The organism is Flavobacterium endophyticum (assembly GCF_003634455.1).
Lineage (GTDB): Bacteria > Bacteroidota > Bacteroidia > Flavobacteriales > Flavobacteriaceae > Flavobacterium > Flavobacterium endophyticum.
Genome location: NZ_RBLC01000001.1, coordinates 912,866 through 936,579, shown reverse-complemented (window position 1 = coordinate 936,579; position 23,714 = coordinate 912,866). Strand labels below are relative to the sequence as shown.

The 23,714-nt window shown below is 37.8% G+C and carries 17 protein-coding genes and 1 tRNA gene; 9 read left to right on the top strand and 9 right to left on the bottom strand.

What is annotated here, in order from left to right:
• Window positions 1-4: 4 nt before the first annotated feature.
• Window positions 5-1,255: a type IX secretion system plug protein gene (locus CLV94_RS04450; protein ID WP_121376228.1), complete on the bottom strand. Its 1,251-nt coding sequence runs from the start codon at window positions 1,253-1,255 to the stop codon at window positions 5-7.
• A gap of 211 nt (window positions 1,256-1,466) precedes the next feature.
• On the opposite strand from CLV94_RS04450, the gene CLV94_RS04445 reads away from it, so the two are divergent.
• Complete coding sequence (locus tag CLV94_RS04445; protein ID WP_121375228.1) at window positions 1,467-4,277, top strand: M16 family metallopeptidase; 2,811 nt, start codon at window positions 1,467-1,469, stop codon at window positions 4,275-4,277.
• A gap of 65 nt (window positions 4,278-4,342) precedes the next feature.
• On the opposite strand, the gene CLV94_RS04440 is transcribed toward CLV94_RS04445, so the two are convergent.
• The 5 genes from CLV94_RS04440 to CLV94_RS04420 all read right to left on the bottom strand — a co-directional run bounded on the left by CLV94_RS04440 (window position 4,343) and on the right by CLV94_RS04420 (window position 13,718).
• Window positions 4,343-5,107 (bottom strand): class I SAM-dependent methyltransferase, encoded by a 765-nt coding sequence (locus CLV94_RS04440; RefSeq protein WP_121375227.1) that lies wholly within the window; start codon window positions 5,105-5,107, stop codon window positions 4,343-4,345.
• A complete protein-coding gene (map, locus tag CLV94_RS04435; protein WP_121375226.1) occupies window positions 5,107-5,928 on the bottom strand; it encodes a type I methionyl aminopeptidase in 822 nt (273 codons plus the stop codon). Before map ends, CLV94_RS04440 begins: the two co-directional genes overlap by 1 nt.
• Window positions 5,929-6,021: 93 nt before the next feature.
• Window positions 6,022-9,585 carry a T9SS type B sorting domain-containing protein gene (locus CLV94_RS04430; protein ID WP_170148745.1) on the bottom strand — a complete coding sequence of 1,188 codons (3,564 nt, stop codon included), beginning with the start codon at window positions 9,583-9,585 and terminating at the stop codon, window positions 6,022-6,024.
• Between the two features lie 209 nt (window positions 9,586-9,794).
• Window positions 9,795-11,312 (bottom strand): 2,3-bisphosphoglycerate-independent phosphoglycerate mutase, encoded by a 1,518-nt coding sequence (gene gpmI / locus CLV94_RS04425; RefSeq protein ID WP_121375224.1) that lies wholly within the window; start codon window positions 11,310-11,312, stop codon window positions 9,795-9,797.
• Window positions 11,313-13,718 carry a DUF5916 domain-containing protein gene (locus tag CLV94_RS04420; protein ID WP_121375223.1) on the bottom strand — a complete coding sequence of 802 codons (2,406 nt, stop codon included), beginning with the start codon at window positions 13,716-13,718 and terminating at the stop codon, window positions 11,313-11,315. It abuts the gene before it with no gap.
• A gap of 217 nt (window positions 13,719-13,935) precedes the next feature.
• Here CLV94_RS04420 and CLV94_RS04415 point away from each other — a divergent pair, with 217 nt between their 5' ends.
• Complete coding sequence (locus CLV94_RS04415) at window positions 13,936-14,646, top strand: murein L,D-transpeptidase catalytic domain family protein (protein WP_121375222.1); 711 nt, start codon at window positions 13,936-13,938, stop codon at window positions 14,644-14,646.
• Here CLV94_RS04415 and CLV94_RS04410 read toward each other — a convergent pair.
• Window positions 14,635-16,221 (bottom strand): L,D-transpeptidase family protein, encoded by a 1,587-nt coding sequence (locus CLV94_RS04410; RefSeq protein ID WP_121375221.1) that lies wholly within the window; start codon window positions 16,219-16,221, stop codon window positions 14,635-14,637. The genes CLV94_RS04415 and CLV94_RS04410 overlap by 12 nt on opposite strands.
• Window positions 16,222-16,298: 77 nt before the next feature.
• Window positions 16,299-16,745, bottom strand: coding sequence for a GNAT family N-acetyltransferase (locus CLV94_RS04405; RefSeq protein WP_121375220.1), 447 nt, complete (start codon window positions 16,743-16,745; stop codon window positions 16,299-16,301).
• Between the two features lie 170 nt (window positions 16,746-16,915).
• Between CLV94_RS04405 and CLV94_RS04400 the strand changes: the two genes are divergently transcribed.
• A tRNA-Gly gene (locus CLV94_RS04400) sits at window positions 16,916-16,988 on the top strand.
• A 57-nt stretch (window positions 16,989-17,045) separates the two neighbouring features.
• On the opposite strand, the gene pepE is transcribed toward CLV94_RS04400, so the two are convergent.
• Window positions 17,046-17,753 (bottom strand): dipeptidase PepE, encoded by a 708-nt coding sequence (gene pepE, locus CLV94_RS04395; RefSeq protein WP_121375219.1) that lies wholly within the window; start codon window positions 17,751-17,753, stop codon window positions 17,046-17,048.
• A gap of 152 nt (window positions 17,754-17,905) precedes the next feature.
• Between pepE and CLV94_RS04390 the strand changes: the two genes are divergently transcribed.
• From CLV94_RS04390 to CLV94_RS04365, 6 genes are all read left to right on the top strand, one after another.
• A complete protein-coding gene (locus tag CLV94_RS04390) occupies window positions 17,906-18,667 on the top strand; it encodes a peptidase associated/transthyretin-like domain-containing protein (RefSeq protein WP_121375218.1) in 762 nt (253 codons plus the stop codon).
• Entirely contained in the window at window positions 18,657-19,394 is a 738-nt protein-coding gene (locus tag CLV94_RS04385) for a hypothetical protein (protein WP_121375217.1), read from the top strand. Before CLV94_RS04390 ends, CLV94_RS04385 begins: the two co-directional genes overlap by 11 nt.
• Window positions 19,381-20,133 carry a carboxypeptidase-like regulatory domain-containing protein gene (locus tag CLV94_RS04380; protein WP_121375216.1) on the top strand — a complete coding sequence of 251 codons (753 nt, stop codon included), beginning with the start codon at window positions 19,381-19,383 and terminating at the stop codon, window positions 20,131-20,133. The genes CLV94_RS04385 and CLV94_RS04380 overlap by 14 nt, the downstream gene beginning before the upstream one ends.
• Window positions 20,123-20,842 (top strand): carboxypeptidase-like regulatory domain-containing protein, encoded by a 720-nt coding sequence (locus CLV94_RS04375; RefSeq protein WP_121375215.1) that lies wholly within the window; start codon window positions 20,123-20,125, stop codon window positions 20,840-20,842. Before CLV94_RS04380 ends, CLV94_RS04375 begins: the two co-directional genes overlap by 11 nt.
• Window positions 20,843-20,855: 13 nt before the next feature.
• On the top strand, window positions 20,856-21,356 hold the full coding sequence (locus CLV94_RS04370) for a DUF6702 family protein (protein ID WP_121375214.1): 501 nt from the start codon (window positions 20,856-20,858) through the stop codon (window positions 21,354-21,356).
• Between the two features lie 65 nt (window positions 21,357-21,421).
• Window positions 21,422-23,680: a M1 family metallopeptidase gene (locus CLV94_RS04365; protein ID WP_121375213.1), complete on the top strand. Its 2,259-nt coding sequence runs from the start codon at window positions 21,422-21,424 to the stop codon at window positions 23,678-23,680.
• Window positions 23,681-23,714 lie beyond the last annotated feature (34 nt).

Below are 23,714 nucleotides of genomic sequence, written 5' to 3'. Positions count from 1 at the left end.
CATTTTAGTTGATAATGTTTTCAGAATTAGCGATTCCTCTTCCGATTACTTTATCATACCTTTCATTCATGCCTCTGTAATAAACAATTACCTGATAGTTGTTCTCCGTTTGGTAAAAATTTCCGTCAATTGCATTGGCATGATCAATCTTGCCAGTTTTGTCTGCAATGACATACTGGAAGTTCGTAAAGCCTTGCTTGATAACAATTGCTTTTTCATACAATCCTGTTTTTGTATTAAAATCCATACGATTTTCATCATTCAAGGCATAATTGTTAAACATGCCATTGATGTATATACTGTTCTTTCCGAAATAATTAGGTGCGTCTAACGTGAAAAATACCCAAGCGTAATCAGCTTCTACTTCATTGTTTTGTGCGTTCAGATTACGGACCACGAAGTTTCCGTTTACGTCAGGATTGAAAGTATACACTTGGCTCGCTCTTGCTTTGTTGACATAAAGGTGCGGCTCGTACAAATCTTTTGCTTGTACATAACTGATGTTGTTTACCGGCGATCGGATTTCCTTATTGTCAAAATATAAAAATTCGTTACCTCCCCAAAACTGGGTCTCTTTATCGTATTTATAAATCAGGTCATTACCGATTGTGTATTGCGGTTTGATATTGTAGGTAGCCTCGTTAAACTGCCCGTTCTGCAAAAGCATGACTTTTACGCTTTGCAACGGATTGACAAAAGTGATGGCATTCGACTTTACTGCGAAATCTAAATTGTGCATATAATTGATATCGCGGACATCTCTGGCTCTTTTGATCTGTAATGGAACAGAAACCAGATCTTCATATAAAATGAGTTTTCTGGAAAAGACGACATCTTTGTCTTCGTTTAAAATTTTGATCATGTAATTGCCGCTCACTCTAAACTGCGTGAATTTATTTGGGAAGGACAATCTGTAGTGAGAGTAAAGTTGCAACGTATTAAAAGAATTTTCATAATCTTGAATTCTTTGGTTGTCGAATCCTTGGATATACTCGCTTTTTACAAGTTGAGAAGGCGTCCAATTATAGTCACAGTGAACGATCTCATAATAATAGTTGGCCTCATTGCCGTATAAATCATCAAATTGAAGCTGAAATCCATCTTGAAGACTGAATATTGGAATTACATTTTGTCCGTTTTGAACAAATGAAACTGTTTTTATATTGAAAGGAGGAGCAATTTCTGTTTGGACTTGTGCTTTACTTACGCTACAAAATAAGCAGGCCAGCAAAACAATAAAATAATTCTTATTCATCTTTAAAGTAGATTTTATCGGATTTATAATAACAAATATAATGATAATAAATTGTACGAGAATTATGCCAAACATTGAGGGTGTTAAGGAATAATTAAAATAATTTTAATAAGATAAGAAAAAGGTGCGTATTTTCTGTTAAATGTTTTATAATAAATAGTTTTATTTGTAGTTATAACTTTAGTTTTATAACAACAAAAATAGCAACCAAATGAAACATTACAACAAACTATTTGTGCTTTTACTGGCATTTCCGATGTCGATTTTTGCACAAGAACTTAAAGGCGACAGTCCCGTTCCTTTTGACTCCACTGTGAAAACAGGAAAATTGGAGAACGGATTGACGTACTACATCAAAAAAAATGCAAAGCCTGAAAACAAAGTAGATTTAAGGCTTGTCATTAATGCCGGTTCTATCCTTGAAAACGACGACCAGCAAGGTCTTGCGCATTTCATGGAACATATGTGTTTTAACGGAACAAAGCGTTTCCCAAAAAATAAATTGGTAGACTATCTGCAGAGTATCGGCGTTAAGTTCGGACAGCATTTAAATGCTTACACCAGTTTTGACGAAACCGTTTATTTTCTTCCGATTCCATCTGATGATCCTGAAAAACTAGAAAAAGGGTTCCAAATTATCGAAGATTGGGCTTTCAATGCTGTTCTTACTCCAGAAGAAATTGACAAAGAACGTGGTGTTGTTTTAGAAGAATACCGTATCGGTTTAGGAGCGGGTAAAAGAATGATGGGACGCTATATGCCGAAAATGATGTACAACTCGCATTATGCGGAACGTCTTCCAATCGGTAAGAAAGAAATCCTTGAAAACTTCAAGTATGATAAGCTGGTAAGTTTCTATAAAGATTGGTACCGTCCAAACTTGATGAGCGTTATCGTGGTTGGAGACATCGATGTGGCGGCTATGGAGAAAAAAATTAAGGAGCATTTCGCTTCGTATAAAAATCCTAAAAACGAAAGACCTAGAAAAGTGTATGACGTTCCTAATCACAAAGAAACTTTTGTAGCCGTTGAAAGCGATAAAGAAGCTTCGGCAGCGCAAGTTCAGTTGGTTTATAAAGACTACGATACGCCAAAACCTATTGTAAATGTCAATGATTTTAGAAAATCTTTAGTTGAAGGATTGTATTCTACAATGATCAACAACAGATTGAACGAGCTTACCAACTCACCAACTCCGCCATTTACCTATGGCTATTCGTATCATGGAGGCACGTGGGCCCGAACAAAAGAAGCATACCAATCATTTGCAATGTCGCAAGAAGACAAGCAATTGGAAGCTTTAAAAGTGTTGGTTACAGAAAACGAAAGAGCAAAAAAATACGGTTTTACGCAAGGCGAGCTAGATAGAGCAAAATCTGAATTTTTAGCGAATACAGAGTCTGCGTATAACGACAGAGATAAAACAGATTCTAGAGAATTTGTAGGAGAATATCAGTCGCATTTCCTAGAAAAAGAACCGACACCTGGAATTGAGTGGACATTTAATGCCATGAAAAAAATATTGCCAGGGATTGAACTGAAAGATGTAAATGGTCTGGTTAAAGATTATATCAAAGAAGACAATAGAGTCGTAATCCTTACAGGTCCTGAAAAAGACGGATTGAAAAAACCGACGGAACAAGAAGTGTTAAATACTTTAAAAGTAAACGACGCTGACATTACTCCTTATAAAGATACAGAAATTGCTTCTAGCCTTTTGAGAAAGGAACTAAAACCGGGAAGCATCGTAAAAAAAGAGAAAAACGACAAAATAGGAACGACAACTTTATTCCTTTCTAACGGAGCAAAAGTGACTTATAAGAAAACCGACTTCAAAAACGACGAAATCTTGATGGAAGCTATCAGCTTTGGAGGTACGAACTTGTATTCGAATGAAGAGCTTAAAAAAGTACAGTTTGCCAACGGAGGCTTGACTCAGGCTGGTTTCTCTGGATTAAAAGAGAATGATATCAACAAATTCATGTCTGGGAAAGTAGCCAGCGTAAATCCATACATCGGTAATACCACAGAAGGTCTTAGAGGAAGCGCTACGCCAAAAGATTTGGAATACCTATTCCAGATGACGGTTGGGTATATCACCGACTTGAATTTTGACAAAGATGCTTTTGAAGGTTACAAGCAAAAACAATCAGGTTTTTTCAAAAACATGGCATCGCAGCCAGGATTCTATTTCCAGCAAGAATTATATGGCTATTTGCTTAAAGAAAATCCTAGATTCTTTGGAATGATTCCTGATGAAAAAGCATGGGAATTTACAGATTATCAAGTAGCGTACAATAAATATAAAGAGCGTTTTGCGAATGCAGCCGATTTCGAATTTTTCTTTGTAGGAAACATCGATGATAAAAAAATCGAAGAATATTCAGCTAAATATTTAGCGGCTTTGCCATCTAGCGACAAGAAAGAAAAAGCAATCGACTTAGGCTACAGAATGCTTAAAGGTGAACATAAGAAAATCGTAAACAAAGGTACAGATCCCAAAAGTACAGTTTCGATTATGTTCTATGGCGATGCGCAATACAGCCCAAAAGAAGCCTTGGCAATGCAGGCTCTTGGCGAAGTGTTGACAATCAAACTGATTGAAGAGCTAAGAGAAAACGAAAGCGGTGTTTATGGAATCAGCGCTAGAGGAAGCATGAGCAAAGTGCCAAACGGAGCTTATAACTTTACGATTGGTTTCCCTTGCGGTCCAGACAATGCAGAGAAATTGACAGCTTCGGCTTTGAGAGAGTTGCAGAAAATAATCGACAACGGTCCTCAAGCTGCTGATGTTACGAAATTCAAAGAAGCCGAATTGTTGGATTATAAAAAAGACATCAAAGAAAATAGGTATTGGCTGACAAATTTCAACCGTTCTTACACGAATGGGACAAGTCCAGAAGATATCTTGAAAGTGGAGGAGAAAATCAATGCTATCACGGCGAAAGACATCCAAGACGTAGCTAAAAAGTATCTTACAAAAGATAAGGTAGTAGGTATCTTGATGCCAGAAAAAAGCTAATCAGAAATAAGCAAGAATGTAAAAAGCCTGATGAATTTCATCAGGCTTTTTTATTTTAAATTTCGTTATTTATAGCAGACCGGAATGATTTCTCCGTTGGCTAAACAATACTGTTCTACGAGCTCGGAGCCTAATTTTTTAGTATAATCTTCTTCGACAACGGTAAAGCCAATGCTTCTTAGTTTATCGAAATAATCCCTTCCGTACACGCGAACGTGGTCGTATTGTCCGAAAATTTTAGCACGCTCTTTTTGATCAGTAATCGAATTGTCTTCAAAAGTAGTTTCTCTTTTTAGGTCTTGCGGAATTTGAAAAATCCCCATTCCGCCAGGTTTTAATACCCTGTATAATTCTTGTATGGCTTTGGTGTCGTCTGGGATATGTTCCAAAACGTGGTTGCACAAAATGACATCGTATGAATTATCTTCAAAAGGCAAATTACAGATGTCTGCTTTTACATCGGCCAATGGCGACAGCAAGTCGGTTGTCGTATAATCCAGATTTTTTTGATTTCTGAAGATTTTATAAAATGCCTGTTCTGGAGCAAAATGCAGTACTTTTTTCGGAGCCGTAAAAAAATCAGTTTCGTTTTTTAAATATAGCCAAAGCAGACGATGCCTTTCTAAAGATAAAGTGCTTGGGGAAAGTACATTGTTTCGCTGCGTCCCATAGCCATACGGTAGAAACTTTTTGAAGCTTCGTCCGTCAATCGGATCCGTATATTTTTTTCCTTTTAAAGCAAAGGCAAGGACAGGGCGTATAACATAGCTGAGGCGAATTAATATCGGCCTCGGAATCGTATTTAAGACAAATCTGAAAATTTTTTTCATTAGGAAAGTACCAAAGGCTGACTTCTGAATTCGTTTTCTTCATTGCTTTCAATTCCTAATGCTTTGTAGATATAAGAAAAGGTCGAAAGTAGTTCTGGTTTTCCGTTGACCAAAGCCACGTCATGCTCGAAATGGGCACTCGGTTTTCTATCGGCAGTAACGATTGTCCAGCCGTCTTTTAGCTGTTTGATATTTTTTGTGCCCAGATTGATCATTGGCTCGATAGCCACGACCATTCCTTCTACAAATAATTTTCCGCGTCCGCGTTTTCCGTAATTCGGCATTTCTGGATCTTCGTGCATTTTTTTGCCAAGACCGTGTCCTACCAATTCGCGAACTACTCCATAACCATGAGCTTCGGTATATTTTTGGATAGCATTTCCTACGTCTTCAACACGGTTTCCCATCTTGAATTCTCTTATTCCTACATACAGTGATTCTTTGGTAACTTGAAGCAGTTTTTTAGTTTCTGGAGCCACGTCACCAATTTCAAAAGTATAGGCATGGTCGCCATAATATTCATTCTTTAAAACACCACAATCCACAGAAACAATATCGCCTTCTTCAATTATAGTATTTGTCGGCAAGCCGTGAACAACTTGATCGTTAACGCTAGTCAAGATGGAAGACGGACAGCCATAAAGACCCAAAAAACCTGGAACAGCATCATGGTCGCGAATAAATTCTTCTGCTAATTTGTCCAGATGCAAAGTCGTGATTCCGGGCTTGATTTCTGCGGCAATCATGCCTAATGTCTTTGAAACTAAAAGAGCACTTTCACGCATCAATTCAATTTCTTCTCTAGTTTTTTGGATAATCATAAATTGGAATTTATCAGTTTGCAAAAGTACTATTTTTATGCGAATTAGGCCAAATAAAAAAGCTGCCTCTATAAGAGACAGCTTTTTGTGGTTTTATCTTTTCAAGGTAAAGTGGCTCTTGAATTCTTTTTTTACTCCGTCTTTTTCGTAAAGTATTTTGAACCAGTAATCATCTGATGGAAGCGGATGTCCGTTATGCATACCGTCCCAGCCGATGCCATTTACGCGAAGGTCTGTCAAGATTTTACCATAACGGTCAAAAATATAGATGTTGGAAATGTCTAGCGAAGTCCTTCCGCCGATGTTCCAGGTATCGTTAAATCCGTCACCATTTGGTGTAAAGTATTTAGGGTAATCGACGATTACGATTCGTGTGCTGATTTCACCACAGCCAAAACGGTTTCTGACTTTCAGAATATGGATGCCTTCTTTGATATTATGGAATACATTGCTGTCTTGCCAGCCGTTGTCATCGATCATGTATTGAAAATCGGGCGATTGCGGCGTAACAATTGCAGTCACCTTACTATCCGATTCGAAAGTAATCTGCTCCGCTGGATCTCCTAGGATTGAAAAAGGAATTAATGTGTTCCTTACCGTGAAATTTATTATTCTAGAGCAGAGCGCCGTGTTGGTTGTATTCGTGATTTTAACAGAATAATTTCCGGGTATTGATGTAGAAAAAGTGCTTGTTGTTTCAGACGAAATTTCGTTTGATGGATTCGCGTCTGATCCATTATACCAGACAAAATCATAGTCGGTTTCTGATAGTTGCGTATCGATAAATGCCGGATTGATCACATTGTTCTGAATGTCGATACAGATTCTGTAGGGTTGCGGCTGAAGATTATTTGCAGGTAACGGCCTTACGAACAATTCTAATTCGAATATCCTGAAACAAGCGATTCCGCTCTCGCTGTCAATGTTTACGGTGCTGTTCAATCGCACATAAATTTTTTGATAGCCTGCTGTTCTGTTAGTGAAAGCACTAGGCACAGAAATAGTAGTATTGGAGTTGGCCAAGGCTTCCGTCTCATCCGTATAGTATCGGAATTGAATCGTATTCAAAGGAGTCGTTCCTGCCATCTGGCCTTGTCTTTGGGTCAAGTCGAAACTATAAAATCCGCTATCATCACACGCTTGAAGGATATCAGGATTGACAGTATTGCCAGGACTTCCCACAACTCTCAATTGCAATGAAGTTGTTGATGAACAGCCATTGTTTGTAGGATCAATAACTTTTATATAGATTGTTTTTGAGGCCGAATTGTAGGCGTTTGTGACAGGTATACGAGTATCTGTTGCTAAGTCGGCTAGTGTTTCATAAAAGAATACCTGATAGTTAGTATTGCCCGAAGTAATCTGTGTAATTCTTCCGTCAAGATTGAAATCGGCTGTTGTTGTACCGCACATTGTAATCGGATCAGGAGCAGTTATTACTGGATTTGCAAATACGTTTATATTGAAATCGGCTATGGAGAAACATTGTGTTGCTGTATCAAATAATCTCACAAAGATTGTTTTGGTTCCTACAGTTAATGGCAGAGGCGTGTTTTTGTTTATAGCGCTGACATTGTCTCGAGCATTATCAAATGTGTTGAAATAGGTAACGCTTACTGTAGGATTCTGTCCTGTCAGTATTTCAATGTCTTTGCTAGACAAAACTATGGTTTCTGTTTGGCAAGCATTGATAGGTGTTATTACATTTCGAGCAGGGGTGCTATATACTTCAAGCGTAAAAGTCCCGATTCCTGCGCAATTGTTATTTGTTTCTACTCTGGTATAGATGGTTGAAATTCCTATTGGTAGTTGCGATGAATTTGTCAGCTCATTTGCTTCGATAGAGGCATCAATTTCATTACTGTAAAAAGCAATATTAACATTGGTTGTAGGGAAGAACGTATTTTTTATGATAGTTCTTTGCGAATCAAAATCAATCAGCCCGTAGTTCGTGTTTAATTCAGGACATACAGGAGCCCTATTGGTATAGGCCGCAACGCTTGTCGGGTTTATGACCAGATTGATAATTGCTACATTCGATGTGCATATTGGCGTTTGAGCAGGATATACTCCTGTAACGTAAATATTTTGGGCAAATGGAAGTGTATTTGTAAATACATTAGGATTGGTTATAGGCTGTGTCAGTCCTGCATCTAAAAAGTAGCTTAAGGTCAATCCAGTAGCTCCGTTCGTGATGCTGTTGTAGGCTTGAGTCAGGTTTACGGTAGCGATTCCGTCATTATTTGGTGAAATATAATCGCATTGCTGGAGCAGAACAGGAGTCGTGCTTAAGCTTGGCTTCGCATTCATTGTTATGGATACTGAATTCGAAGCGGTCATGCATAATCCTTGTTCCGTAACTTCTAAAACATAGGCAGAAGTCGTATTCGGATTTTGATTTGCAACAGAAACAGTATAGGTTGCTGAAGTAGCCCCAGCAATCGGATTGCCGTCTTTGTACCACTGATACGTCATACTTGTAAGATTGGCGCTGTTTGCAATAACCGATGTTATTTGGTAAGTAGTATTCTCACAGATGGTCTGATTGTCTGATATCGAAACTTGAGGGGATTCATAAATAGTAATCACATTTGAATCAACAGGAGAACAGCCGTCATTTGAAATTCTCACAAAATAATTTCCTGCCAAAGTAGGAGTAAAGGTAGAGCCGATAGCTCCAGTAATAGAAGCTCCATTTCGGAACCATTCATAGGTATAAGTCTGAACAACCGTATTATTGTCAACCGTTTGCAAAACGGGTGTACTGCTCAAGCATTGCGTATTGGTGTTTTGCAATGTCATGTTTGGAGCAATAAAGAATTTCAGCGTAATTTCGGCATCGCTTACTTCTAGCGTATTGAGGTCTACTGTTGGATCTGTGCTGTCGTAAGCTGTTGTTTCGACTTTATAGGTGCCGCTTTCCGAAACGGTTAAGATATTAGTGCTAGAAAGCGAATTTGCTAAGGTCGAAATCAAGATTCCGTCTTTATACCATTTGTAGTTAAATCGTAAATCAGCGACATTTCCAGGAAAATCTGTGACATCGATAGTAGCAACAAGGTCTTTAGTCGCAGGCTGGCAATAATTGAACTGCGTGATATCATTTCCGGCATTGTCTTTTATCTTGACCGAAGAAAGAAAGCTGCAGTCAGAACTTCCGTCGCCTCCAGTTTGGGTAATGGTTATCTGGCCTGGCGTGTTAGAATAATTGTCTACTAAAAGGATGTATAATTGCCCGGCAACTGCATTCGGTAAGGCTACATTTTCGGTTCCATCTGGCAGCCAGCTACAATCGACTTCTTTCGATAAGTCCAATTGGCTGCAGATATTATTCAAATTATTGAACGGTCCCCATAAGACAAAATCTACATCGGAAGGAATTCCGAAATTGTCAACTTGAGAAATTTGTAAAAAGATATCACCGCTCGTCTTAATTTTCATGAAAAACCAAGTCGGACCTTGAAAAGGTTCCCCGATACAGGTGGTATTAAAAACCTCACCACTAATATTATTGGTCGAGTTTTCAAAAGGAATGCTTGTTGCGCAAGATTGGTATTGCTCAAAATTAGCTTGCAGTTCTGCGCAAGAAGAAGCTCCGCCTTGTGAATAGGCGATTTCTGCTAAAATAAGAAAAATGAAGAGTAGTGTTCTGTTCAATGATGTCATATTAAAAAAGAAACAACGTTGTGAAATTTAAATGTTTTCAACGCGAAAATAGTCAGTTTATTTTTAATTGATAATAATATGTAACAATATTCTGCTGTAAATCTGTTAATTAACAATTGATGTCAAAAGAAAAACAGCAAGAACTTCATTTTTTAGATGAAATTTTGCTGTTTTAGTATAGATGTCTTATTTGCAATTGATTAGAGCAAGGAGTGCTGTGTCATTGCTTCTGGCTTTTTGATGCCCATCAGATCAAGGATGGTTGGGGCAATGTCTCCCAAAACACCATTGCTGATATGTTTTAATTCTTTATCGACTAAAATAATCGGAACCGGATTTGTCGTATGTGCCGTATTTGGACTTCCATCTGGGTTAATCATCGTCTCGCAATTTCCATGATCAGCTATAACAATGGTCGTGTAATTGTGCTCCAAAGCGGCAGTAATTACTTTTTCAGCACATTTGTCAACGGCTTCACAAGCTTTTATAGCTGCTTCCATAACACCTGTGTGGCCGACCATATCACCGTTGGCAAAATTTAGGCATACAAAATCTACTTCTTCTTTTTCTAATTCTGGAACCAATGCATCTGCTAGTTCATAAGCACTCATTTCGGGTTTCAAGTCGTAAGTCGCAACTTTTGGAGAATTTTTTAAGATTCGAGTCTCACCAACAAAAGGAGCTTCTCTTCCTCCTGAGAAGAAAAATGTCACATGAGGATATTTTTCGGTCTCCGCAATTCGGATCTGTTTTTTATGGTTCTTTTCTAAAACTTCGCCAAGCGTTTCGGTGATATTATCTTTGTCGTAAATGACATGCATTCCGACAAAACTATCATCATAGTTGGTCATCGTAACATAATACAAGTTCAGCTTGTGCATGTTTTGCTCATGACAGTCAAACTGCGTAAGAACTTCAGTCAACTGTCTTCCACGGTCTGTCCTGAAATTGAAAAATATCACGACATCATCATTTTGGATTGTTGCGACAGGATTATCGTTTTGATCGACCATTACTATAGGCTCGATAAACTCGTCGGTTATATTTTTTTCATAATTGTTATGGAGGCTGCTGACAGCATTTTGAGAATGAGTTCCAATTCCGTTGACCAATAAGTCGTAAGCGCGTTTTACTCTTTCCCAACGCCTGTCGCGGTCCATAGCGTAATAGCGTCCGATTATCGAGGCCAATTTTACAGACGTATTTTCGATATGTTTCTCTAAAGCCGAAATGAAGAATATTCCAGATTTTGGATCGACATCTCTTCCATCGGTAAAGGCATGTACAAAAACATTTTCTAGCCCGAAATCTTGCGTAGCATCAATCAGACCTTTTAGGTGATTGATGTGGGAGTGAACGCCGCCATCAGAAACTAGGCCCAAAAGATGTATTTTTTTGTTGTTTTGTTTTGCGTATTGGAAAGCTTCAACCAATGTTTTTTCTTGTTCCAGTGTTTTATTTTCAACAGCAAGATTTATTTTTGCCAAATCTTGATAGATAATTCTTCCTGCTCCAAGATTCATGTGTCCAACTTCTGAATTTCCCATTTGGCCTTCTGGTAGACCTACATTCAGTCCGTCCGTTCGTAGTTGAGCGTTTGCATATCGTGTATATAAGCTGTCTATAAAAGGCGTGTTCGCATTGTCAATTGCAGAAACTTTCGGATCTGGAGATTTGCCCCAGCCATCCAAAATCATTAGGATTACTTTCTTGTTCATCTAAAATTTATTTTTAATCGAATTGTAGTCAATAAAATATCTGATGCTGATCGAGAAGATATTGTTCAGGTTGTTGTCAAAAAGATTCTTGAAATTATTTCCTAGCCTTCTGTCGATTTCTGTCCTAAAGTCGGTTGCGTTGTTTCTGTAAAGTACAGAAATCTGGCTTCCGGGAGCAAACCACCACGAATAGGAAAGGTCAAAATTCCAAGTGCTGAAATTCGAATTTTTATTTACTGTAAATGTACTATTTGATGCTAACGTTCCGTCGTTTTGAAGTGTTAAATATTGGTTATTTTCTGCATAAGACCAGTAATGCCTAGCCGCTAGGTTTAAAGTCATTTTCGGATTCATTGCGTATTTCAACCCAAGCTCATTGGTCAGTGTTCTTCGGTCTCGTTCTGCAAAAATAATGTCGTCATTGTCAAAGGCAACCCAGCCTCTGTCACTGTTTTGGTTGTAAATCTCAATCATGTAATTCATCAGCAGTCTGTTGCTGAATCGGTATCGCGGGGCTATTTTTAAGCCGTAAGAAGCACGATTTTTTTCGCTTGTTATCGTGCAATAAGGTGTTATGTCTAGAGCAAATTTTCGGTTGTAATTCGACGAGAAATAAATTGAAGAATAAATGTTCTTCGGGATATTTACATATCGTCCGTCTACCCTCGACTCGTAGAAATCATAGGTTTCTAGCGGATTGATATAGACTGCTAATGCATAATAGTCGTTTTTTCTGCTGGTTGAGTTAAAATCAATGTTTATTTCTCCTTTCTGCAATCGGCCTGTTGTATTTTGAAACTCGGCATAATAATTTGTGTTGATCTTGAAAGTGTTAAAAATAGAATTTGGATTCAAGATTCGGTATCCAATGTTTGTATAAACACCATGAAAATTGTTTATGAACGTAATTCCCAAATCATTTGCATCGTATTTTTTTGAAACATACGATCCTCCTGCATTATACCTCCATTTGCCGCCTTTTTTTCCAATCTGTATTGCTGTATTGATGCCTTCTTGATTGTCATTATCTCCATATTCGTTGATGTAACTGTATTTGAAATCACCCGTAAGGTTGAATTTGTTGTTCTTAGTATTTAGGTCGTAAACTATGGCAGATACGTTCGCATCGCGGAATTCTCCATTGCGTGTTACATTCGTGTTGACAAGCGCAACCGACGAATTTTGGTTGAACCGTTGGTCTAAAACCAGGATATTATAATTGGTTAGCGGTTCTACGACTACTTTTGTTGTCTCGTTTGTTTGGGTATTTCTGAAGTTGCCATAGGTTTTTTCGGTAACAGCATTGAGTACTCCAATTCCTAATCCTTTTGAGGTCCTTCCAGAGACTTTTACGGCGTTGATGAGGTTTACAGAAGACGGATTACTGGCAATAATATTTTCGTCGGTTGAAGATAAGTATACCGAAGGGCTTCCGCCAATTCTTCTAGAGTACAATAATTCTCCTTTGTTAAAAAGGTCGGTTCCTTCTGTAAAAAAAGGTCGATTTTCATTGAATTGCTGTTCAAAAGGACCAAGATTTAATACTACATTGTCGTACTTGGTCTGACCGAAGTCGGGAACCAAGATAGCATCCAGCGTAAACGAATCGTTGATGCCGTATTTGATGTCCATTCCAGCTTTGAATTTGTTGTCGGTTCCTTCTTCGCTGTTTTCCACATAAAAAGAAGAATAAGGGATAAAGAAAAGGCGAGTAGGAGGTTTTATATTTTCAATACCTTCCAGCTGTCCGGTTTGCGGAAGTGTCGCCCCTATTTTCATGTCAATCAAGTTCCAAGTATATTTTTGGCGGTCTCTTTTGATTTCTCTGTAAAAGTTAACGCCCCAAGTCTGCTTTTCGGCATTAGAGAAACGCAAGGCGGCATAAGGAATTTTCATTTCAACGACCCAGCCGAATTCGGTTATCGAAACTTCACTGTCCCAAATAGCATCCCAGCTGTAGTCCTCGTTGCCTTCGGTGGCAAGGCAGTCCATCTGTACGCCTGAAGCACTTACAAAAAATCGAAAATCTTGCTGGCCGTCATTAAATCCGTTGATAAAGATTCCAAAATGATCTGCTGTCCCAAAATTATCTCTTTGGGTCATTTCTTTCAGGATTTTTTTAGGGTCGTCGTCATAGAGCAATGCGGCTACATAAATGGCATCATTGTTGTAAAGTATACGGACGTCGGTTTTTTTTTCGGAGCTTATTGGCCTTCCATTGTCAGGCTCGAGCATTAAGAAATCGGTAGCAACAGTGGCACTATTCCAGATGGATTCGTTTAATTTTCCATCAATGGTAATGCTTTCAGAAATTGATTTTGTCTGCAAATTTTTTCTTTGACCGTAAGCATCAAAAGTAAAAATGATTGAGAAAAAGAATAAAATCAATAAAAGCGGCTTGCCCATTAGTGCTTGTTTGGAGTAACAAAAATAGCCATAAAATATAGATACACAATTACTTTACAATATTTTTGAATTTTTTCCGTTAGTATCTCTGTTACATTAATTTTAAGAAACGGTTATTTTTGTTAAATACCTCATTTTAAGAATAATAAATTTTGTGAGTAAATTTTTTTTAATACTTTTGGCGCTCCCCAAGTCAATTTAACCCATCAGAATTTCAATGATTTATAAGTTTTTACCCGTCTTTATGTTGTTTATTGCTTCATTTTCAACAAATGTGAGCAAGCCTACAGAACCTGAAAAATTAATCGCAGCCACTTCAGAAGCAAGTTTTTCGATGAAAGCCGAAAAAATATACAGCACGCTGCATTCTAATAATCTTCCTTTGCCAAAAATGGAGAGCTTTTCTAAAGCGCTTCAAGGCTTTTACCAGCTGAAAGAAAAAGGACTGATTACAAAAAATATCCTGACGATTGTTGATTTTAGCTTGTCATCCAATGCGAAAAGGCTTTGGATTATTGACATGTCTACAAATACAATCCTTTACAATTCGCTTGTTGCTCACGGAAGAAATACTGGTGAAGAGTTTGCAAAAGAATTTTCAAATGCATCTTCTTCAAACAAAAGCAGTCTTGGATTTTATGCAACAGGAGAAGTATATCAAGGAAAACATGGACTTTCGCTTCGTCTTGACGGACTGGAAAAAGGAATCAACGATAATGCTAGAAATAGAGCGGTCGTAATTCACGGTGCTGATTATGTGGCAGAATCTTTTATAAAAAGTCATGGAAGATTAGGAAGAAGCCAAGGTTGTCCTGCATTGCCAGTCGGAATTACGAAAGAAGTTATCAATGTGATCAAAGATAAGTCTTGCCTTTTTATTTACCATCCTACGGCAAATTACAAAACAGCTACCAAATTAATTTCGTAATTTAGAATACAGTTCACTGTCTAAAGTATAGATATCTGGCCTGAACTGGAGTATATTATCATGGCTCCAAGCGGTCCAATAGAGCTGATAAATGTAGATTTCATTTTTGATCTTAGCACTTTGTGTTTTTTCTCTTTTTAGAGTTTCCGTAATTTTTTCAAGACTCCAGTTGGCTTTGTCATCTAGTAGATATTCGGTCAGTTCTAACGGATTTTGAACGCGGACGCATCCGGAACTTAGCGAGCGGTTTGTCTTGTCGAAATATTCCCGATGATTTGTATCATGTAGGTAAACTGTGAAATTGTTAGGGAATATTATTTTTACCATTCCTAACGAATTATAAGTTCCAGGACTTTGGACATATCGGTAATTCAAGGCTTTTTCTGGATTCCAGCTGGAAGCGCTAATTTCTTTTCCGTTTTTGTCATAGACTGTAATGTTTTTGCTAGCCAGATAATTTCGGTTTTTGGTCGTTGCAGGAATAATATCTTCTTTGAGAATTGTCGGCGGTACAGTCCATGTTGGATTAAAAACGGCATAGCTTAACTTAGAACTTAATATGGGCGTCTTCCTTTTAGAAGTCCCGACAATGATATTGTGTGTTCGCGTCGTATCTTTCTTGAAAATGGTATGAAGCTTATAATCAGGAATATTGGCAATGATATAATGTTCTCCCATTTCTCGCGGAAACCATCTCCAGCGCTCAAGATTTGCAATAATCTGTTCTTTCCTTGTGTTTTTTGTAGTATTCAAAGCCATAACGGTACCGCTTCCAATTACTCCGTCTGCCGCTAGTCCATGCCTAAGCTGGAATCGTTTTATAGCCTTTGCTGTTTCCGGATCATAAAGCGAAGTAAGAGAATCGGGGGCTTTTAAATCCCTCCAATACATCAGTCTTTTTTTGATGTTTATCAAAGAAGAGCTGGTGTCGTTGACCTTTAATTTTACCGCAATTTCAATTTTTTTTAAGGTATCTGTAGGGAAAGTATTGATGAGAATCAGAGCGTCTTTCAGTTTCTTGTAAACGATATGAGTCGGCTTGGCCTTTTCGATAATGATTTGCAGAGAATCTCCATTAGCTGCGGTTGTCAGCATCTGGTTGATGTCTGCCTTGTTCTGTGCGAGATCCCAATCGGTGTATAATTCTCGAGGATTTAGTTTTCCTTGTGTTAAATGCCGGAGGTATTTTTGGATAGAAAGCGTCATCAAAACATCATAGCCGGCAATTTCTTTGTCGGTTAATGCAGTGATGTTTTCTCCATAACGATTCAAATCTTTGACATTATACTCTGTAGGGTCTAATCCTTCCTGATCGGCTCTTAAAAGCGCATCAATAATTACCGTCCTGTTTTTTGGAGTGTTCCATACAGTCTGGAAGCCATTCATTTTATAAAACGAAGTAAGCGAATCGTTTTCAAAAGTTGCGACATAGGTAGAATCGACTGCATAACGCTTGATTGCATTCTCAGCTGTTTTTGCAACATCCTTTTTTGAAGGCTCAGCGTATGCAATTTCTTTATCTTTGCAGGAAACTAGCAGCAAGAATAATGTCGTTATGAGAACAAATCGATACATGGCCAAAATAGCTTTAGGGAACTTCTTTGGTGAAATTACTTAAAAAGTTTCAAGTTGCGAACTAATTTGGATAAACTTTATATCGTATCCAGATTTTTATACATGACGTAATGCTTTCCGATATCTTCAATGTCGAACGGATTGCCGATAATTTCATAGCCTAACTTTTTATAGAAGGGTACGGCTATTTCTCGAGCATTAAACCACATGAGTTTTCCGCCTCTTTCGATAGCATCTTTTTCGGCATGCTTGACCAAAATTTCTCCTATTCCTTTTTTTTGATATTCCGACAATACAGCCATACCTCTCAGCTGAAATTGCTGTTCTTCTTTGAAAAAAGGAGTAGGGTGTTTAAATAATGAAGCGATGCCTGCTAATTTTTCATCATTAAAATACCCGAAATGCTTCGTTGTTTCTAAATTATCACCTTCAAAGTGGCAAGTTTCTATGGATTTACCCGGCCTCAAAACAGGAAGTCGGACCGAAAATGTTTCTAGCGCGGGTATTTCTTTTATCGTTTGCATTTTTATTTTGAAATTTTTTTAATTGAATTGAAAATATAACATTTTAATACTAAAACTTTTAGAGGTTAAAAAGCGCATCACTGCAAAGTTTGCGAAAAAAAGATTGCATTTTTTTTGAAAAAAAACTTGCAACTGAAAAAACTTATTACTTATATTTGCACCGTAGTAATGCGGAAGTAGCTCAGTTGGTAGAGCTCCAGCCTTCCAAGCTGGTTGTCGCGAGTTCGAGCCTCGTCTTCCGCTCTAAAATCAAACCTCAAGTGAAAGCTTGAGGTTTTTTGTTTTTAGTATTTCTGTAAATTATTTAAGAAAACTCAGATCGCTTCCGCTTTCTAATTCTTCGGGTTCTTGGTTTTGTCTAAAAAGCCGGGCTTTTAAATTCCCTTTCAAAGTGATGGTTTCGTTTCTTACTTCGAGCCAGCTTCCTTCTCGCAATCCTAAAACAGGCAAAGTGTTGAATTGGTGGAATTCTTTGATTCTCGTTTCTCTGGTTTCGCCCATATGTGTTGAATTTGTATCAGGATCCAAATAATGTGGATTCAAGTTAAAAGGAATCATTCCCAAAGTCTGGAAGCTGGGCGGATAAATGATAGGCATATCGTTCGTAGTTTGCATCGTCAGTCCCGTGATATTACTGCCTGCACTGGTTCCTAAATATGGCGTTCCTTTTTTTAAAGTTTCCGATAGCAAGGTCATCAGGTCATAACGGTATAATTGCGAAACCAATAAGAAGGTATTTCCGCCGCCCGTAAAAATTCCCTCTGCCTGTTTTATAGCTTCTTTCGGGTTTTCAAATTCATGCAATCCTTTGACTTTGATGCCGATTTTGGAAAAAGCCTGTCGTACTTTTTCAGTATATTCGTCATGGGTAATGCCGCTGGGTCTTGCATAAGGTATAAAGAGCAACGTGGTGATATTTTTAAAATGTGCCGAAAGCTCAGGCAGCAGATAGTCGAGGTAGCCACCGCCATGAAGTGTTGAAGTGCTGGCGATAATCAGGTTTTTCATTTCGTTAGATTTAATAGCCGTAAAGTTAGCAAGGTTTATAAATTATTGAGTGCTGGTTTGCAAAAGTTTATTATTAACATAATTTTAGTACGTCTTTGGCAATATATTTGGAGGCAGATAGGATATTTTTACCAGACAAACCTATCCCCCACATGATTATGCTTAAAAAGTTATTTTTATGCTCCTTTTTTATTGCCATTTCTCCTTCGGTGCTTGCCCAAGCTTCTGAAAGGAAAACGCTGAAAGGAAAAATAACTGCGTATACGCCGAGTCTTGACGGGATTTACGTTCTGAATCTGTCTTCTAGAAAAGAAACAGTAACCAAAGAAGGCGGTTACTTTTCGATTATGGCTAAAGAAGGCGATTCTATAATGTTTTCGTCCATACAGTTTAGAGGAAAGACCGTTGTTGTCGATCTCGGTGATTTTGAAAAGGAATTGCTTTTTGTAAAATTGGAAACCATGGTAAACCAGCTGGATGAAGTTATGGTCGTCCAATATAAGAGTATCAATGCCTATGATTTGGGAATTATTCCGAAACCTGCCAAAGTCTATACGCCAGCCGAAAGAAAATTAAGAACGGCCACTGGTTTAGATCCAAAAGTAGGACTGAATTCTTCGCTTACGATCGATCCGCTCTTTAATATGCTTTCGGGAAGGACAGCCATGCTGAAAAAAGAATTAGAAGCTGAGCGGAAAGAAAAATGGATGAGCCAGCTCGAGGATATGTTTGATGAAGACTATTACACGCAAAAACTAAAGATTCCTTCCGACCATGTAAGAGGATTTTTGTATTATGCGGTGGAAAACGAACGATTCGTGAAAATCTTGAGCAGTAAAAATAAAGCGATGACGACATTTTTATTAGGAGAGATAGCTAAAAAATACATTCAAACCATAACCGATGAAAAATAACTACTTTTTTATAATGCTGATGATGCTTTCTCAAGTCGTCTTTTCTCAAAAAAACGACAACAAGAAGATGCAAGGAAAAATAACGGCTGGCAAAGCTTTGGTCGAAGATGTTGAAGTTGTTAATTTTTCGAATGCTACTATGGCGCGTTCTAATGCCAAAGGCGAATTCGTCATTTATGCAAAAACAGGTGACGTATTGATATTATCAGGAACAAATTTAGAGCATAAAAGAAAAACCATTACCCGAGACGAATTCACTGCTGGGACCCTTGAAATAGTCATGCAGCCTAAAGTTACGGTACTTGATGAAGTCGTTGTCAATAAAGACAGTGATGGTTTTTCGGTAGTGAAGCCAGCTAAAGTCTATACGCCTGCGGAAAGAAAACTAAGAACAGCTTCAAAACCTGTAGAGCTGATTCAAGGTCTGGGCATCAGCAACGATGCCATACTTAATTTTTTATCTGGAAGGACAAAAACACTGAAAAAAGGCGTCCAAGTTGAAAAAGAAATAGCCAGGCTCGAAAAAATCGATAATTATTTTGATGAAAGCTATTATACTGAAAGTTTGGATATTCCAAAAGACTACGTTAATGGTTTCAAATACTACATTGTCGGCGATGAAGAATTCGCGAAGGCTATGGACGGAAATAATAAGATAGCCATGGAAGCTTCCATAATCAAGTTAGCAGAAAAATATAAAGCCTTGCTAGCCGATGAGAAAAAATAATTATTTTACCCTATTTTTTCTACTGCTGACAGGGATTGCGTTTTCGCAATCTCAGGAAAAGTTACTCCACGGAAAGGTTCTAGCCGATGGTAATTATGTGCAAGGAATCAATGTAGTCAATCTTGTTAATGAAAAATCAGCTATTACGGATGCTGATGGAGAATTCTATATTTTGGCAAAAGAAGACGATCTGCTCGTGCTCTCGGCGATAAATTTTGAATATAAAAGAAAGATTATAGCTTCAGAAGATTTGAAGGCAGAAATAATCACAATCCAGATGGTTCCAAAAACGAATCAGCTCGACGAAGTCGTAATTACAGAATATTCCAATATCAATGCGGTTGATTTAGGGATTTTGTCAAAGCCAGCAAAAGTATATACGCCAGCAGAAAGAAAGCTCAAGACCGCTACCGATTTAAATCTTTCGATAGGTTTTGGAGCTATATTTAGCCTTGACCCTATTATTAATGCAATCTCGGGACGTACAAAAAATTTAAAAAACCAATTAAAAGTAGAGCGAAAAGAGCTTTTGATAAAAAGATTTCAAGAGTTGTATGAAGATGATTATCTCATAAGTACGTTGAAAATTCCATCAGAAAATGTAAAAGGCTTTCAATATTATGCTATTGAAAACGCGCAGTTTATAAAAGAACTTAACAATAAAAACAAACAAATGATGAATTTTTTGCTAGGCCAATTGGCAACAAAATACATCCACATTCTTTCAGATGAAAAATAGCTTCCTTTTAATAGGCTTGTTTGTCGTGCAGTTTCTTTTTTCACAAGAAAAGATGATCCACGGAAAAGTCACGGCCGACGGCAATAATGTGGAAGGAATCAACGTGGTCAATCTTGTCAATGAAAAATCGGCACAAACTGATGCAAAAGGCGAATTCCGAATTCTTGCTAAAGAAGATGATCTTTTGGTGTTGTCAGCCCTCAGCCTAGAATACAAAAGAAAAATTATAGAGGCTGACGATTTGAAATCTGAAACCGTTTTCATCACTATGATACCCAAAGCGACGCAACTAGATGAGGTCGAAATTACCAAATATAATAACATCAATGCTGTTTCGCTAGGTATCTTATCCAAGCCTGCAAAAGTATATACGCCAGCAGAAAGAAAGGTACGAACGGCGACGACAGGACTTCTTGATCCGTTGCTAAATTTCATGTCAGGAAGGACAAAAAGACTCAAACAACAAGTGTCTGTAGAAAAAAAAGAAATGCTTTTAGAGAAAGTAGACAATCTGTATGACGATGCTTTCTACACCGAAACGCTCAAAATCCATCCCGATTATATAAGAGCATTCAAGTATTTTTGTATCGAAGATTTGAAATTCGCAACCGCAGTCAGGGCCAAAAACAAAACGCTGGCTACTTTTTTGATTAATGAGCTTGCAGTGGAATACAATAAGCTGCAAAATTCAGAAGTTCCGAAAGATTAAGTATTTTTGGAAAATGAAAAAAATAATCCAGATAGCTTCTCTTCTATTTCTTTTTGTGACACTGACTTCCGTGTCGCTGCATAAATTTTATGTGTCTGTAAATCAGCTGGATTATGTTCCCCAAAAAAAAGCGATAGAAATTACTTCCAGACTATTTATTGATGATATAGATTTGGCTCTCGAGAAAAAATTTAATAAAAAAATATACCTCGGAACCTCTAAAGAATTAAAAGAAAGCAAAGAGTATCTTCAGAAATATTTTCAAGAAAAATTCAGTATCAAGGTAGATGGCCAAGAAAAAAAAATCCATTTTTTAGGAAAGGAAGTCGAAGACAACGTGCTGATTTGCTACTTCACTATCAAAAACATCGAAAAAGTCAGTTCGTTAGAAATAAAAGACGCCATCCTTATGGAATTGTACGACCAGCAGCATATTTTTCATACCAATATTGCAGGGAATAAGCAAAGCTTGCTGCTTACGTCGGGAAAAATGCGCGGAGTGTTAAATTATTAGCAATTTTTTTTGCATTACGCCAAATTGACTAAATTTCAATCCTTAAACAAAATCATCGATTTTCAATGAAAAGAATAATTTTTCTACTAGCAATGCTTCCTGCCGTAGTTTTCGCACAGGAAACAAAAAACACCGATAAGAAGCGCGAGCCTGGAAAATACGATACCAATAAATTCAGCCAGATGTATGATCTTTTGGCGACACCTAATATGTTCAGAACGGCTTCTGGAGCTCCAGGACCGGCCTATTATCAGCAGCAAGCCGATTATAAAATGGACATCGAATTGGATGACAAGAACACGAAAGTGTATGGGACGGAAACGATAACGTATCATAATAATTCGCCTGAAAATCTTGAATATTTGTGGGTGCAGCTGGATCAAAATCAAAAAGAGAGAAACTCTAAATCTACATTGGTAGAAAATCAAAAAATGGAGAAAGCCATGACTCCTGCTGGATTTTCAAAGAAATTCATGGAAGAAAGCTTTGACGGAGGTTTTGTAATCGAATACGTAAAAGACGCCAAAGGAAAACCGATGAAATATACCATCAACCAAACCATGATGCGTATTGATTTGGACACGCCGCTAAAATCAAAAGAAAAAATCTCATTTTCCATAAAATGGTGGTACAACATAAGCAATTATAGAGTAGACGGAGGACGTTCTGGATATGAGCATTTCGAAAAAGATGGCAATAATCTCTATGTAATCGCTCAGTTTTATCCAAGAATGGCTGTATATAATGATGTAGAAGGTTGGCAGAACATGCAATTTTGGGGAGCTGGTGAATTTGCGCTTCCTTTTGGAAATTTTGATGTGAATATTACGGTTCCTGCCGATCATGTTTTAGAAGCTACAGGCGACTTGATGAATAGAAAAGAAGTTTTTACAGCAGAACAATTAAAAAGATACCAATTAGCCGAAAAGACGTATGACAAGCCTGTTGTGGTAGTTACCCAAGAAGAAGCAGAAGCCGCATCAAAAGGATTTTCGAATAAAAAGAAAACATGGAAATTCAGCGCTAAAAACGTACGCGATTTCGGAATTTCGACATCCAGAAAATTCATCTACGATGCTATGGCTGTAAAGCTTTCCGAAAAATCAGTGATGGCAATTTCCTTATATCCGCCAGAAGCCAATCCGCTATGGGGCGAATATTCGACAAAAACGGTTGCGCACACTTTAAGAAGCTATTCGTCGCACACTTTTGATTACCCGTATCCAAAAGCGATTTCGATTTCTGCCGAAGATCAAGGTATGGAATATCCGATGATTTGTTGGAATTACGGACGTCCGGACGAAAATGGTTTCATCAGCGAAAGAATAAAATACGGAATGCAAAGCGTAATCATCCATGAAGTAGGGCATAATTTCTTCCCGATGATTGTCAATTCAGACGAACGCCAATGGACCTGGATGGACGAAGGTTTGAACACATTCATGCAATATATGGCCGAACAAGAATTGAGTTCAAGCTATCCTTCACAAAGAGGACCGGCGGCAAAAATTGTTCCGTATATGAGCGGTCCTCAGGATTTTCTGGAGCCTATCATGTCCAATTCAGAAAGCCTTCAACAATTTGGAGCAAATGCGTATGCCAAGCCAGCAACGGGTTTGAATATACTTCGTGAAACTATTATGGGAAGAGAGTTGTTTGATTATGCATTTAAGACTTATGCGAATCGATGGAAATTCAAGCATCCTACGCCAGAAGATTTTTTCAGAACGATGGAAGATGCGTCTGCAGTTGATTTGGACTGGTTTTGGAGAGGATGGTTCTATTCGACAGATTATGTAGATATCGGAATCCAAGAAGTGAAAGAATATTATGTGTCGTCTGAAGCTCCTAAAGAAACTAAAGACGTAACAATACGAAGAGGCCGTTTTAATAAAGAAGATGGGCCATTTGTGTATATGGTTTCTGGGGATTCAAAAGATCTCAATAAAAAGAACATGAAGTCTTTTGATATAAATGATATAAAAGTTTTGGCCGATTTCATCCAAGAAAAATATACGCAAGAAGAAAGAAGCAAGCTTAAATCTCCGAAATATTTTTATGAAGTCGCTTTTGATAAGCCAGGCGGCATGTTGATGCCTATTTTGGTACAGCTGACTTACGATGACGGATCTACAGAAGATTATAATTTTCCGGTACAAATCTGGAGAAAAGGAAATCAGACGGTATCCCGTGTTTTTGCTACTGAAAAGAAAGTTGCTAAGATAAAACTGGATCCAAAATTACAGACTGCCGATATCGATCTTGAGAATAATTCATGGCCGAAAGAGAAGATAAAATCAAAGTTTGACGAATTAGGAGGTTAGTTAAAATCATATTAAAATAGATTAGTAAAAAGAT